The organism is Holophaga foetida DSM 6591 (genome assembly GCF_000242615.2).
In the GTDB taxonomy this organism is placed as follows: Bacteria; Acidobacteriota; Holophagae; order Holophagales; family Holophagaceae; genus Holophaga; species Holophaga foetida.
The window spans coordinates 31,810-47,332 of record NZ_KI912269.1 but is presented as its reverse complement, the minus strand read 5'-3'; the positions used below and the strand labels follow the sequence as shown (position 1 = coordinate 47,332).

The window sequence follows — 15,523 nt, the reverse complement described above, 5'->3', positions numbered from 1 at the left end:
CTTGTCATGATCCGTGTCACCCGAACCCTGCCCGGCCTTCTCGTCATGCTTTTCTTTCTCCTGGGAGCGCCCCTCCAGGCCCAGCTCGATCCCAGGCTCCAGGGCAGCACTACCGATTTCCTGAACCTCTACCAGCAGTCCACCAATACCAAGGTGAAGCCGGAGATCCTGACGGTCTTCGACTTTTCGGGGTCGATGGCGCGCTTGATGTTCCACCCGCTTTTCGTCAATACCGACAAGGTGGATGCCGGTGGCGTGAACATGGAGTTCAGCTACGCGACGGCAACGGATTTCGTCATCAAGGCGAGTCCCTATGCGCGCCGCGTTGCTCAAGATGTCAGCACTTCGGTGACCGTCGCAGTGGGGGGAAGCATGGGCATCCCAGGGTGCACCGATAGCAGCGGCGGGTACCAGATGGCTTTGATGGGAGTGCCCTCGGGGGTCATTGCCTCTGGGACTTCCTATACCTTCACAGCCTCTGTTTCCAGTGGCACGGATAAGCGCGTGGTCTGGACCTGCACGGGAGGCCACTTTACTTCCATCAGTGATACGCAGGCCGTCTGGGTGGCCCCCAGTGTGCCATGCGTGACGGCTACCCTCGCCAGTGGGGATTCCGCCAACAGGACGCTGTACAGCACCCGCTTGATCAAGCCGAATGGAGGCATCGTGACCGAGGCGGACGATGCCAGCAATGTCACGACCAGCGGGCAGCGTGGGGAGAGCTATGGTTCCGGCGACGTGCGCAACTGGGTGCGTGCCGCCAGCCATGTGCGCTTCCAGTTCTGCAGCTTCATTGGCAGTTCCAGCGCCGTTCTTCGGACTGTCGACATTCCCATCCCCTGGAAGATCACCAATGGCGATTCCACCGGGAATCCGCTGAAGTCCCAAACAGTCAAAGATCTGCAGACGGTTACGAAACTGGATGGAACGGTTGTCAAGTACGGTAGCGAAACCGATATCGAGATGGACACGAGCTATGCCGTCAGCGGGGGGAGATATACCTTCAGCGGTGATGCCAACCAGAATTCCTACACCAAATTGAGCCGGGTGGAATACAGGCAGGACTACATCCAATGGTTGTTCAACGGGGTTTATGCAGACGGCAGCAACGCCACTAAATACATCGTTTTTGATGCGCTGAACGCCAATCTGGCCGCAAGTCAGGCAGGTCACCCTGAATGGGGGCAGGGGTACGGATCCGCCTCAAGCTCCGGTTCCATTCAAGTTCCGCAGTACAACCCTGATGGCAGCTATGCCGGGAAAGAAGTCACCCAGGCGGCCTCGAAGAATGTCCTTCCCGCCCTGACCCGGGTGCAGGCCGTGAAGCGGGCCGTGATCACGACCTGGATCAACCACCAGTCTGAAGTCCTTTGGGCTTTCCGGTTCCTCGACTATTCGTCCGAGGCCAGCAATGGCAGCGCTACCGACATCAACAACGACTCCGCCACTTCCACTACGACTGGACTGACGGGCAACTATTCGGGCTGGAAGCTGCTGAATGGCAATTCAGTGACCAATATGGCCCATATCGCCTCCCGGCTGGACGGAGGCAATACGCCCCTGACCTATGCCATGGCGAGGGGCTTGGCGCAGTTCACCGATCCCAACAGCATCTTCAATACGGTTGAAAAGGGCAGTGATGCGCCGTCGCAGTGCATGAACCACTTCCTGATCCTCTTCACGGATGGACTGGACAACAATGGCACGAGCAACACCAACACCAATGGTGATACCCCCTATGTCTCCAAGAATGCAGTAACGAATATCATGTCCTTCGATGCAGCCATCGGTAATAAAGCCATCCTGACGGACAAGACCCGCATCCGCCGTGATGGCGCCAACTGGAACCTGTTCACCTTCGCGGGCATTGCCGCCCACATGGCAAACCCCTATCTGGTGAACAACGCGGTTGCCGGGACGGACTATCTGGCGGCTGTTGATCCGGGAACGGCGACCACCTCAGGCACCCCCGACAAGTTCCTGCCCTTCGCCATCAAGAATCGCAATGGGGTGAACTTCGAACGTGACCACCGCATCACCACCATGACCGTGGGCGTGAGCCTGGGCGGAAAATATACGGAGGATTCAAGCCCCAAGCGTAGCCTCTTCCTGGCCGCAGCAGTGGGTGATCCCCTGATGACCTCTTGGCCGAACCTCAACACCCTGATCCCCTTTGTTCCGAAGGATGGGACAACTGAGAAGCCGAGCGGTTCCATCTACTTCTTTGACGCCATGGATCCGGACACCCTTACCAAGAGCCTGGGGCAGGCCATTCTGTCGGCGATAGGAACCTCCAATCTCAATACGAGCGCCAATCCCAACACCCCATATATTGGAGCCAGCCTGGGGCAGGAGATCTATGTCGGCAAGTTCCAGCCCCCCCAGTCCGGGGGAAGCCTCTGGGACGGCGATCTCCTGATGTTCGGTACCCGGGTGGTGAACAACCAGTTACAGATCATCAACAAGCAGGGCGACCCCACCACGACCCTGGACACGACCACCTCCCAGTGGAATGTGAAGAGTGTCCTGGATTCCAATGCCTGGAGCGGGCGATTGCTATACACCCGTCTCCCGAATGCGAACTCCCTTTCGGCCTTTTCGGATATGGGTACGGACTATGACGCCATCAAGGCCTACATCTGCCAATCCAGCGCCAGCAAGGCCTCCTATGCTCCGGATTCGGATAACCAGAAGCATGCTATCCAGTTCGCCATGGGGGGGGATACGACGGATCTGGGGAGCGATAACCGCCCCAAGAAGAATCGCTCCAATATCATGGGCGATATCATCAACTCCTCTCCGGCAGCCATCGAATACAAGTGGGCGGATTTTGGCACACCCGCAGCAGCGAAGATTCCGCTGAGCGGTGGGAACCGTTTCCGACTCATCCTGGTGGGCACCAACCAGGGTTGGCTCCACGCCTTCGGGGAAGTGACCAGGGACCAGGAAGTGACCAGCGGCGATGGCAAGACCAAATACACCGTCAAGCAGGGGCAGGTCGCTGAACTCTGGGCCTTTATGCCCACGGATTTCCTCGGGTATCTCGATCAGATCACCATTGCCAACAACCCCCACCGCTTCATGGTGGATGGTTCTCCCGCCATCTATCATCTGGATATTCCGCCTTCCACAGGCGGGGCGGCGGATGGCGTCGTGGGGTCCGGTGAGAGGGCTGTCGCGATCGTGGGGCTTGGCAAGGGCGGGCGCAGCTACTACGCCCTCGATATCAGCGATCCCTTTGCCCCCACCCTCAAGTGGTCCGTGGTTCCGGACGAGGCTTCGTCACTCACCGATGGCCAGATCCAGGCAAGCGCCAGCGCGCCGACGCTTGAGAGCGTGAAGTCCGTGGTCGGGAAGATGGGCTATTCCACATGCATACCGGGGGTTGGCCGCATCACCCTGCTTGGTACCGCTGGCAAGGCCATCCTGAGGGACGCGGTCTTCCTGGGGGGGGGATTCAGCCGTCCCGAAATCGAATCCAATTTTTCGACGCCTCTGGGGCGCTCGGTGATGGCTCTGGATGCCTATTCCGGAAAGTTCCTCGCAATCCAGGATCTGACGGATACCGACAGCAACGGCAACCCCACTCGGGGACCCGTATACAAGGGTGTGGTGCCCTTCGAGTTCTTCATCAACTCGGGCATGGCCCAGCGGGCCTATTTCCTCGATTACTGGGGTGGCTTGTGGGCCTGGGGGAGCACGGCGACGGATACTCAATCAGCTTCCTCCACCTATCAATACCGGATTGACACCTCGGAAATCAGCTCCTGGGGGCTACGAAAGGTCGCCCAGGACCAGAACGGCGGCAGGCTCAAGGACAGCAATGGGAACGAAACCGCGCATTACCGGGAGGCCCTGTACACCACCCTGCCTGCGCCTTTCAGGGTGGGCAGCTTCCCGGGCATGGGCAGGACGTCCACAAATCCCGTGCCTGCCGTGGTTGGCATCGCCATGGAAAGCGGAGACCGCAACAATCCCCTGGACCAGGGTTATGCCACCGGTACCGCTCCTGATAACCATCGCCTGACGGTGATCTTTGATCGTCAGGATAGCGCCGCCTGGACCGGAGCAGATCCGATCATCATCCAGGACCAAGTGACCAGGGCAAGCGCCACTGACGGCGGCTCGGGTCGAGTTATGGACGCCTATCCCTTGAGCGGAACCGCTTACACGTCCTTCAAGGCAGAGGATGCTGTCATCAGTCCCGGGAACGACGCCTATTACCTGGCGCCGATGACGGGCACAGGGGGCTCCCGCACCATGGATACCGACAATACCAAGTTCGGCTACTACCGTCATTTCCCGAACAAGGCCGCGACTACGACCTACCTCCCCAAAGGCATCAACACCCCTGCGGTGGTGTCAGGCAGCCTTTTCTACAGCTACTTCACTCCCACGGCCGTCGATATCTGCATTGGAGGGAGCGGGAACACCACCAGCAGCCTGATCTGCGATGTGCTCAATCCCATTGTCGATGACAACCGGCCCGGGCTGTCCTGCGACAGTGGCATCTACTACACCTGGTACGGAACCGCATCCGACTACATCCCCTTCGGAACCAGGGGGGTGATCCAGATCGGGACCAATGCTGCGACGGATAGCCAGACCCTCAAAGTCACCACTTCCCTGGCTACCAAGACCATTCCAGGGCAGAGCAAGGTTCAATACCCCAAGCCTAGGGTTTGGCGCACCGTCCATTAGGCAGAATCGATTCCCTTGTTTCGGGCCCCCTCGGGGGCCCGAAATCGTTGGACGAGTCACGATGTCTGATTCAAGTCTCAGGGCTTATCGCCTCTGGAGGAGATGATGGGGTGGGCGGCGTCAATTAGGAATGCGATGCACAGGGGTAATTGTCGTCGCGCAGATGGGGCCTCTCAAAGATGGATAAAATTCATGGATGGTATGTGTAAAAAGTAGTCTCAGCCTGGGGCTGGTTCGTCACTGTGTATTTATGTGTTTGTGTAAGGTGATGTATTTTAATATTTATAAATTTATGATTTGATTGTTGGCCTCTGGGATCGTAGGCAGGTGAGGCTACCCATGAGACCAACTTCCAAAAGGTGCGGCTACTCGCTGATTGAACTGCTTGTGGTGCTGTTTGTGGTCGGTATCCTGGCTGCGGCCGGGGCGACGACGCTAGGCAATCGGTCCTCTGGTGCGGTTCGGGGTGTTCTGGACGAATTGGAAGGTACACTTTTGAGTGCCCAGAAACGGGCTTCCGCCACTGGACGCGACGTGATGGTTGCCACCCAGGGGAACTGGGGGGGGGCGGCGCCCACTGTGCTCCTGGGGTATGGGGAGGCTACGGACGGATCCGCCCAAATCCTGGGGGATGCTGTTTCCAGTTCCGAGGCATTCAGAGTGGCGGTTGGGCCTGGTGGGGAGCTTCGGCGTGAGCACCTTCACGCGGGGGTTGTGACCCAGCCGAATGCCGACTGGTGGACAACTGCCTGCGGGACGAGCGATGACATCACGGCCCAGCCCCCATTCAATCAAGCCAGCAGTGGTTTTCAGGGGGTGCTCACCACTGCTCCCAATCTCTTCCAGGGGGGGGGAAGTGTCGGGACAGTCCGGATCAGTGGGGCCAACAAGCGATTCAACAGCACCTTTTGGATCCAGGTGGTTGCGATCGCCGGCGGGCACCCGGTCATAGGTGGTGCCATGGGCCTCCTGGTGGTGCAGGGGAACGGGGCGCAGGTATACAAATTCTACAATCCGGGAGTCCGGGACGGCGGGGATGGGAAATGGCGGAAAATCTGATGAAATCCAGAAGACCTTCTCCTGTCCGTGCGGGTGAGGCGGGCTTCAGTCTGGTCGAGATGCTGATGGCCGCGTTCATCATGGCCATCGGGCTCCTTGGTCTGACCATGCTGCAGGTCATGTCAATTCGTGGCGCCCAGGGGGGCAAAAGCCTCAGTATCGCGGTGGGCTTGGCGGAACAGATCATGGACCAGGTGGAAGTGGAAGGGCGGGCCACCTATCTGAACGCGAACTTCACAGACTACTCATCTCCGACGCCACTCAACGGGTTGAAATACATCACTGAAGATACGGTGACGGATTACTACCGGATCGATCCCGCTACGGGGGGAGCCGTGGGCGCCACCGCCGCAGACGCCCAGTTTACGGTGGTTATGAGTCAAACGTATTCAGCTGGAACCACGCTCTCGGATGTCACGGTGGATGTAACTTTCAGCGACGCGTCCAGCGGGGGAGCGCCGATACAGCGCAAGGCCAGTGTCACCCGGAGGATACTCCATGGCTAGGCGAGCTTCTCGCGGTTTCTCTCTGATCGAGCTCCTGGTTGCCTTGGTCTTTACCATGATCCTGATGGCCGGCATGGGTGTCGTCTTCAAGGCCGGCCTATCGACCTTCTACACCTCTGGGGAGAAGATCTCCAGCATGAGGCGCAATCGGGTCACTGCGGATGTGTTATATGACGACCTGAACACCGCAGGGCTTTCGATGGTGGACATCACCTCGGCGCTGAGCGCTTCCGCCGACCATCCCGCCTTCTTCATCATCCCCAATGTCGCTGTGAAGGATTCTGACAATCAGCCCATCACCACTCCGGATCCGGGCGATCCTGTGACGACGGACGAACTCTATCTGGCCTTTGATCAGCCCTTGCCCTTTGACGGCCAGCTGGTTTCTGGCGGAGGGGCGGGAACGACGGGTAGGACGGCGGGCGGAGCTGTGCTTGCTAATGCCTCCTTCGAGGCGGGGACCGATGACCAATATGTGATCGATTGCGGGGATGCCGACTATGCCAAACAGGTGAAAGTCGGCATGTATATGCATATCAAGGATGATCTTAGCCACTCCGCTCTCCGCATCGCCTCGGCGACCCCCAGCGGGGTGAATGTTACGGTGACCGTGGACGCCAGTCCCACCCTGGGGACCCAGGTGACGGGGCGGGGCGACTCCGGTGCCTTGCGTCCCAACCAGCGCATCGACAGTAGTTCGGTTATCTTCATCCGACCTTCCCAGATGATCCGCTACCGGATTGTCATGATGCGCCTGGATCCGGATCCGGCCAAGACGAAGGGGATTCCCTGTTTGGTGCGGGAGCAGGCTACCTATGACCCGACTTCGGGTTTTTCGCCCTCGGACACCCAATTGGTGACCGAGAACGTCGCCGGGTTCAAGGTATATCTGAGTGCGGATTCGGGCCAGAACTGGGCTGGGTGGAACAAAAGCTATACCGAGTTTGCCAATGGTTGGACCAACGGGATCCAGGCTGAACTGGATAGTCAGTTGGTCACCCTGGGGCGCGTCGGGTACACCAGCACGGGCGAGAACACCAGCTGGTACCGGGACATTCCGGTGCTGATGCGGGCGGATATCACGACCCGGACCGCTACTCAGCGTAGCGAGTACGCCTCGACTCCGACCAGCTTGGCTTACAAGACATTTACCCAGAGTCTCGTCCTGGTGCCCCGGCACTTCGGACTGACGATGAAGTGAGGGAGGTTTTTTGATGTCGAATTCTCTTGTGGCTCGTAGGGCCGTCCGCAACCGGGCCGCTGAGGCAGGTGGGGTGACTATCCTGGTGGTCTTGGCCCTGCTCGTGCTGCTGACTGTGGCGGCCATGAGCATGTTCCGGAATTCCTTCCGGGAGATCGTTATGTCTGGGACCGCCCGGCAGGGCGCCATGGCCCGCAACTTGGCTGACTCCGGCATTGAGTTCGGCATCCTATGGCTAAGGCCTCCCAACCAGCTCGCTGCCACCAGCGGGGGATCTGCCGACAAGCTGCAGACCCTGGCGGCCGACTTGCTGAAGCAGGAAAACACTGCCCTCCTCTATGGCCACCCATACAAGCTGGATGAGAGTGACTACACCGGGTTGGATGCCTCGGACCCGGATTCGGACCGTAAGCCCACAGGCGGTAAGGGGGGATTCAATCTTGCCCTTACGGCCATGGGGAAGATGCCGCTGGTTAACCAGAGCCAGACAGCGGGCAGCATCACCGGGGAGGGCCATACACCGGCTTCGGGAAGCCAGACCACCCAGGCTCCGGATCTCTGGGCGCTCCGGTCCGATGGTGTTGTCAATGCCGAAGGAGTCACCTTCACGCACTCCAAAGAGGCGTGGATCTCGACTCCAATGCGCTGAATCCTGCCAACGGAAATCCAATTGGAGTTCACCATGTTCCGCTCGTTGCGACACGTTGCCCGAATTCTGTCTCTCTGCGTTCTGGGGGCAGCTCTGTCCCCGTCGGCCAGGGCACAGCTCGACCCCAGGCTGATGCCCAACTCGGGCGTGGGCACCACCGACTTCCTGGACCTGTTCCAGCAGTCAAGCACCTCGGTCAAGCCTGAGGTGCTTACCATCTTCGACTTCTCCGGCTCCATGCAGAGCCTCATGTACCATCCCTGCTACTACAACACGGATGTCACGGACAACACCAGCACCGCCGGTATTGTCTTCGAGCTCACCGGGGTTGCCGGAAACTATCACATCGCAGTGACCATTGGCGACGCATCGTGGGGCTATACCAGCACCCAGCTCATCCGCCCCGATGGTTCGGTGGTGACCGAAGCGGGGGTGAACAGTATGACCTCCCAGACCCCCCGTCTATGGGGCGACAAGAATGACACTGGGGCTGGCACCTGGGCCTGCGATGTCCGGAACTGGGTGCGGTCGGCTTCCCACGTCCGCGTGGTGAAGGGGAGTCGCACTATTGACATACCAATCCCATGGAAGGTGATGGATGCCAACTCCACGGGCTATCCCCTCTCCTCAATGACGGTCAAGGACGAGTACATCGAGACAGACAAGGCGGGGGTCACCCACACCCACGGCACCGGGCACCAGATTGAGGTTGACACCCGGTACAAGGTGCAGGACTTCCCGTCCCTGACCGCCGCCTCCACCATCACCAACAACCGGGTCCTGTCCGGAGACAAGACCTTGGTGGTCACCCGGACCAAATTCATGGTCCGCCTCCTCAAGGACTACCTGGACTGGTTGTTTACAGGCACCTACCAGAATACCGACAGCACCCGGCCGGACTACACGGCTACCCCCAGTCTGGTCGGCAAGTACATTGTGTTCGATGCCGCCAGTATATCTGGCGTGGGGCGGCAGACCCGCGTGAACCAGGGGCAGGGTTTCGGGACCTTCAACAGCGACGAAAGCGATCTGAAGGCCTTGGCGATCCCGGCAAGGGATCGGGTCCAGGCGGTTAAGGAGGCTGCCATCAAGACCTGGATCACCTACCAGTCCCGGGTGTTCTGGGCGTACCGCTTCCTGGATGATACCGGTGAGGCGGGCAATGACGGGCATAACAATGCTACGGCTACGACAATCAACAACAACTCTTCCACCACGGTGAACGGTACGGATGCCACCACGACTTGGGTGAACGGCAAGGATACCGGATGGACCCGGTTCAACGGGAATTCCGAGGCCGCCATGACCCGCTTGGCTGCCTTGTTCCCCTACACCAATACTCCGCTTTCCTATGCCATGGCCCGGGGACTTGCCCAGCTCAGCAACCCCAACAACCTCTTTACTGATTTGGAGAGCGACCCCTATCCCCTGCCTTGCCAGAAGCGATTCGTCATCCTTTTCACGGATGGCATGCCGACGGTGGACAACTTCAGCGAAAACCACTCCAACAGTCCTTACATCAGCGGTACGACGGGAAACGCCCAGGCCGGCAACGCGGCTCTGATCGCGACCCCAGACAACATCAATCCCGGTAAAGACTGGTGGAACATCTTCACTCTGGCCGGGGCCGCCGCCCACTTGGCCGACAACACCAGGCCGAGCGCCATCACGAGCTACATGGACCCCCCGACGGCCTATCCAACCACTTCGAGCAGCCCCAGCAGCTTCCTGCCATTTTCGGTGGCCAAGCGGGGAAGCGTATCCATCGATCGTGCCCACCAACTGGTGACTACCATGACCGTTGGGGTGAGTCTGGCGGGCGCGATTACGGATGCCAGCAGCCCGAAGCGTCGTCTCTTCCTGGCGGCCGCCGTGGGCGAACCCGCCCGTACGAGTTGGGATCTGAGTGCCCTGAAGTCCTATACCCTGCTGGATAGCAATCATCCAGAGCAGGGCAAGACTGCAGACAGCACCTACTTTTTCGATGCGACCAACCCAGATCTCCTGATCAAGAGCCTTGGTTACGCCATGAGCGAAACAACCAGTGGCGGACAGACCGGAGTGACCAGCAGCCCCAATCTCCCTGTCCTGGGGGCCAGCGCTGGCAAGCAGATCTATATCGCCAAGTTCCTCCCCCCGGTGGGGGGGGGGGCTATGTGGAGTGGCGATCTTCTGATGTTCCCCACCAAAGTGGACTCCAGCAACAACACGGTGATTCTGGACAAGACCGGTGTTCCCACCACGGACATGACCGTGGCCAACGCAGTGTGGGCGGCCTCAGCGAACATACCGCTCTGGGGGAGCCGAAAACTCAGGACCCGGATGCCGAATGCGACTGATCTCAGTGACTTCACCTACACGGGAACGGCATACACCGATTCCAGCACGGGCCTGAATACCATCGTGGGGAGGGATACAAACTATCCAGGGTACGCTGCCCTCTACCCCTCTGGCAGCACGGCCCAGCAGAACCTGATCAAGATGATCATGGGGGCAGACCCCTCGGACACCTCGAAGAACCGGTCAGATATCGTGGGCGATATCGTCAATTCCGCACCAAGCTATCTGGAATACGATCAAGCCTCCCTGCCTGGCTCCTTGGCGGTACCCAGTGGCAGCCGCTTCCGTCTGATCCTGGTGGGTACCAACCAGGGCTGGCTGCACGCCTTCGGAGAGACTTCCCTGGTTTCCAAGAAGGATGACCCCACTAGCACCAGTACGCCAAAGGCCAAGATCGACCTGGTCGACGCCTCGGTCAAGGAGTTGTGGGCCTTCATGCCCACGGACTTCCTGAAGGATCTGGGCTACCTCAACGATTCCACCAAGAGTCACAGGTTCATGGTGGATGGTTCGCCCTCCATCTACTTCCTGGATCTTCCTGGATCTTCCGGGGGGTCGGGCAATGGCAAGCTGGATGGGGCGAAGATCACCATCGATCCCAAGACGGATACCTCCCACGAGCGGGCCATCGCCATCATCGGGCTGCGGAAGGGGGGGCGCAGCTACTACGCCCTGAACCTGCACGACCCCACCAATCCCACCCTGCAGTGGTCCCTCGTGCCCGATGAGGCGGACAGCATCCCTTCCGATCGCAACAAGACGGGACTGACAGACGCCGCCCTGAAGAAGATCGTCAAGAACATGGGTTTCTCCACCTGCACGCCTTCCTTCGCTCGCGTGCTCTTCGGCGGGGTGTACAAGGATGTGGTGTTCTTTGGCGGGGGACTCAGCCTGCCGGAGGTGGAGCAGAACGACCACTTCGCCAATGCACTGCTGGGGCGCTCGGTGATGGCCCTGGATGTCAACACCGGCGATTTCCTGGCCGCAGTGGACCTGAAGGCCAGTTCCATCGCGGGCACGGGCACGATCGGCCCCATCTCGGCTGGCCTGGTGCCTTTCGAATTCTTTCTCGGCTCAGGGATGGCCCAGCGGGCCTACTTCACGGACCTGTGGGGAGGGCTTTGGTGCTGGGGCAGCAAGAATGTTGTGGCGGAGACGCCCTTCACGGGGTACGCGAACTTCCGGAAGGACACGTCGGAGTTGCAGGCTTGGTCCAATGACGGGACCTCCAAGTCGCCATACGCCAACACGGGTATCCGCAAGGTATACCAGGATGCCAATTCCGTCGCGGCCGCGAGCGCTACGCTGAAGACTCCGGACAATGTGGCCTATTTCACGTTCAGTGGACCCAAATACAGCACGCTTCCCTCGCCCCTGCTGCTGGGCAGTTTCCCAGGAAAGGGCAAGACCTACACCAGTGGGACCACGGCAGTGCCCGCCGTTGCGGGGATCGCCATGGAGAGCGGCGATCGCAACGATCCTCTGGACCGGGGCAATCCCACGGATAACACCCGTGTGACGATGGTGTTCGACCGCCAGGACAGCCGGGGCTGGGGTTTTGATACCTCCGCAGGGCCGGACACGGGGGTCACCGATACCGGTCTGCTGGCCGCGGGGAAATGGAGTGCTTCCGGCACGGCGATTGCGGGGGGGTATACCTCGAGTGACGCTGTTGTGATGCCGGGAAGCAGCACCTACTTCCTTGCTCCCACCGTGCCTGGCGACCAGAAATACGGTTATTACGTGACCTTCCCCGATCACAGCGGTTCCTACTATGCCAAGGGGATCAGTTCGCCAGTGGTGGTTTCTGGAACGCTCTACTACTCCTACTTCATGCCCGATGCAGCCAACCTCTGCACCGGCGGGAGCGGCACGACCAACTCCTACAAGCTATGCGATATCCTCCGGCCGATTGCCAAGGAGACTGCGACCGGCTTGACTTGCACGAGCGGATTCGTCAACTCCTGGTTCAACGTAGCCTCGGATTTCACGATGCAGGGCACCTCGGGTGTCCTCCAGGTGGGGACCATTTCGACGACCGGAGCGGACGGCGTGGTGACCATCCAGACCCAGGGCAAGACCTACTCGGGGCAGGCCAAGGATAATTTCCCCCGTGCCCGTGTGTGGCGTACTGTCCGTTAGGGCGACCTTCAACGGCATCTGTTGACTCTGTTTAGGAGTTTCTTATGAAAGAAATGTCTGTAAGTAACCGAGGGTGGGGGAGGTTCCAGGGTGTGCGTCGGCTCATCGGGTTGGGCTGGCTGCTTGGGGGGCTCGTAATTTCCTTGGCCTGTGGAGGTGGAGGGGGCGGGGGAGACACCTCGGCGTCCCCCACGGCCAAGGGGCGCCTGCAGGGCGTAGTCGAGAACGCTGTTACCGGATGCGGCATTGCAGGGGCCACGGTCTCCTGCGACTCCGTCACGACTGAGACGAATGCCGATGGTGCGTTTGCCCTGAACCTGCCCTATGCGGATCGGGTGATGGTTGGCGTGACAGCTCCGGGCTATGCGGAGAACCATCGGATCGCGGCCGTCACCAGTCATGACACCAACAACCCCAACACGCTCACGGTCAAGCTTCTTGCCGCGACCACCGTATCCTTTGACGACCTGGACAGCAGTCGGATCCTGACCCCCCCTAGCGGGGCTGCCCAGGTCAGTCTGCCCGCCAACGCCCTGGTCACGGCCTCGGGGGCTGCTCCGACCTTCCCGGTCACGGCGAGCCTGACCCCCATCGATCCGACCTTCGAGCCCCGACTCATGCCCGGCGACTACACGACCTCGGCTGGCCAGCTGATGCAGAGTTATGGTGCCTTGGATGTGACATTCACCGATAATTCCGGGCGACCCTTGAATCTGGTGCAGGGCCAGTCCGCGACCATCCGGATTCCGATCTCAGCGAAGTACCATACCGAGGCTGCGCCTGAAAGCGTACCGGCCTTCTGGTTCAACACCGCTACCGGCAAATGGGTCGAGGAGGGCACCCTGACCCTGGGCGGAGAGGGTCTTGACCAGTACTACGAAGGAACGGTCTCGCATTTCACCACCTGGAACGCGGATAGTGCGGCGGACACATCAACCATTACGGGGTATGTCGTTCGGGCGGATGGTTCGTACGTGGCTGGAGCGACGGTAAGCGCTGGACCCAGCACCGGGAATGACTGGACATCCACCGTGACCAGCGGCTCTGATGGCAGCTTCACGATCTATGTCAAGGCGAGCACTTCCACGCTCATCAACGCCAGCCTCGGCTATCTCAACAGCGCTGCGCCGGGTGTGTTGGTGACCTCGGGTGCCAGTGGGACTACCAAGCCTCTTGGAAACACTGCGTTAAGCACTCCGACGCGGGCGAATTCGATCCTGATCGACGGCATTCTGAACCTGACGGGGACGCTGCGGGACTTCTCGCCCTCAGCCCCCTATGCCTATGCCCCTGTGAACGCCAACCGGGTGACCAACGGCACCTTCAATACGCCGACAACCCCTTGGGTCGCAGGTACCGGCTGGACCATCGGCAGCAATTCCGCCACCTGTGCCAGTGGGAACAACTCCATCCGCCAGACACTGGGGGCTCTCGCCGACCAGGGTAAGGCAGGACTGGTCTCCGGCTACAAGTTCAAGGTCACCTATACTGTCAGCCGCACCTCCGGCTCCGTGACTCCGGTGCTGGGAGGCACCAACGGCGCGACGAGGAGTGCTAGCGGAACCTACAGCGAGGAGATTTCGTGTGGAAGTACGAATACCGACATCGCTTTCCTGAGCAACAACTTCAAAGGCACGATCAGTAACGTCTCTGTCAAGTATTTTCCAGAAAATATGGTTATCGATTACAACACGTCCTATCCGTTGTACACCTCCCACCCCATCCTGAAATACTGGGACGGCCCCTGGTGGCTGCCGGATTTCGAATCCAGCAACACCTATGCTGACCAGATGACCGGCCTGGTCAAGGTCGATCTCGGAAGCAATAACAAGCCCGTTTTCAACGGTGCCAAAGGCTGGTCCTCCAGCGTGGACAGTGTCATTCACAGCGGCACCACCTTCGACCTCTGGTGGACCGATTTTCCGTCCCCCCATGGGCCCAACGATACCGACCCTTACCAGAAGCAATGGCCCATTCCCCTCAAGGAGGTGCTCCCGGCCACCATCCCCAAGACCTATCAGTACAACAGTGATTCCCAGTTTCCCATTGATGGACTGCTCCAGGGTACCTATGTGCATAACAATCAAGGTAGCTGCAGCAGTACCCGCGGCAATAGCTCCAGCCACAATTTCCACTACACCTACGAACTCCATACGACGTTCACCTATCAGTCTGGCCAGAAGTTCCAATTCACTGGGGACGATGATGTCTGGGTCTTCATCAACAAGAAGCTCGTCATCGACCTCGGGTGCATTCATGGCTCCCTGAACGGAACCATCACGTTGAATGCCACTGCAAAAGATACCTCCGGAGCCTTGCTCAATCTTGTGCCAGGTCAGAGCTACCAGTTTGATTTCTTCTATTGTGAACGCCATACGACGGAATCACACATGAAGATCACGACCTCAATCCCTCTGGATAGCACCGATATTCCCAAGTAGCAGCGTCTCTTGAGGGAGGGGAGAGGCCGGGACCTTAATAAGGCCCGGCCTCTCCTCTTTTGTGGTTCCAAGAAAGGATCGTGGCCAGTTGGCTTTCCCGGGGTTCGCTAATTTAATGCTTATCTGTGCGACTCGTCCAGCTCCCTATGCGAGAAGCCTCAGGAGGAAAATGCAGATAACCCCACCTATCGCTCCCAGGCTGAGTACGACCGGCATGGGGGCGATGGCGTAGAGGCTGACGAGCACGAGGACGCAGCCGACGGCGATGCCGGAGAGGAAGACTGCTCCGGTCCGGGTGGAGATTGGGTGGGGGTTGAACGAAGCCGCTCCGCGGCGGGGGTGGCGCCGTGTGGCGGGCCCGCGCAGTAAGAAAGCTAGCAATTCCATGTAAATGAAGGCTCCTTGGTCATCGCGATGTTGACGCATCGCCAGACGACTGTCAAGCGACATAGAAAATTAACCCACCCGGCGACACGAATATTGA

The 15,523-nt window shown here is 59.5% G+C and carries 8 protein-coding genes and 1 pseudogene; 8 read left to right on the top strand and 1 reads right to left on the bottom strand.

What is annotated here, in order from left to right; translation table 11 throughout:
- The first annotated feature begins 6 nt into the window (after nt 1–6).
- From HOLFODRAFT_RS0215690 to HOLFODRAFT_RS23465, 8 genes and pseudogenes are all read left to right on the top strand, one after another.
- Entirely contained in the window at nt 7–4,701 is a 4,695-nt protein-coding gene (locus HOLFODRAFT_RS0215690; RefSeq protein WP_005033769.1) for a pilus assembly protein, read from the top strand.
- A gap of 339 nt (nt 4,702–5,040) precedes the next feature.
- A pseudogene (locus tag HOLFODRAFT_RS25410) lies at nt 5,041–5,121 on the top strand (type II secretion system protein); the annotation flags it as partial.
- Between the two features lie 75 nt (nt 5,122–5,196).
- Nucleotides 5,197–5,760: a hypothetical protein gene (locus HOLFODRAFT_RS0215685; protein WP_244432689.1), complete on the top strand. Its 564-nt coding sequence runs from the start codon at nt 5,197–5,199 to the stop codon at nt 5,758–5,760.
- Nucleotides 5,760–6,266: a type IV pilus modification PilV family protein gene (locus HOLFODRAFT_RS23470; protein ID WP_052572625.1), complete on the top strand. Its 507-nt coding sequence runs from the start codon at nt 5,760–5,762 to the stop codon at nt 6,264–6,266. The genes HOLFODRAFT_RS0215685 and HOLFODRAFT_RS23470 overlap by 1 nt, the downstream gene beginning before the upstream one ends.
- Entirely contained in the window at nt 6,259–7,467 is a 1,209-nt protein-coding gene (locus HOLFODRAFT_RS0215675) for a PilW family protein (protein ID WP_005033763.1), read from the top strand. The genes HOLFODRAFT_RS23470 and HOLFODRAFT_RS0215675 overlap by 8 nt, the downstream gene beginning before the upstream one ends.
- A 13-nt stretch (nt 7,468–7,480) precedes the next feature.
- On the top strand, nt 7,481–8,116 hold the full coding sequence (locus tag HOLFODRAFT_RS0215670) for a hypothetical protein (RefSeq protein ID WP_005033761.1): 636 nt from the start codon (nt 7,481–7,483) through the stop codon (nt 8,114–8,116).
- Nucleotides 8,117–8,149: 33 nt separating this feature from the next.
- Nucleotides 8,150–12,598: a pilus assembly protein gene (locus HOLFODRAFT_RS0215665; protein ID WP_005033759.1), complete on the top strand. Its 4,449-nt coding sequence runs from the start codon at nt 8,150–8,152 to the stop codon at nt 12,596–12,598.
- A gap of 44 nt (nt 12,599–12,642) precedes the next feature.
- Complete coding sequence (locus HOLFODRAFT_RS23465) at nt 12,643–15,039, top strand: fibro-slime domain-containing protein (protein ID WP_005033757.1); 2,397 nt, start codon at nt 12,643–12,645, stop codon at nt 15,037–15,039.
- A 144-nt stretch (nt 15,040–15,183) separates the two neighbouring features.
- Here the strand turns inward: HOLFODRAFT_RS23465 and HOLFODRAFT_RS0215655 are convergent, their stop codons facing one another.
- Nucleotides 15,184–15,426: a hypothetical protein gene (locus HOLFODRAFT_RS0215655; RefSeq protein WP_005033755.1), complete on the bottom strand. Its 243-nt coding sequence runs from the start codon at nt 15,424–15,426 to the stop codon at nt 15,184–15,186.
- Nucleotides 15,427–15,523 lie beyond the last annotated feature (97 nt).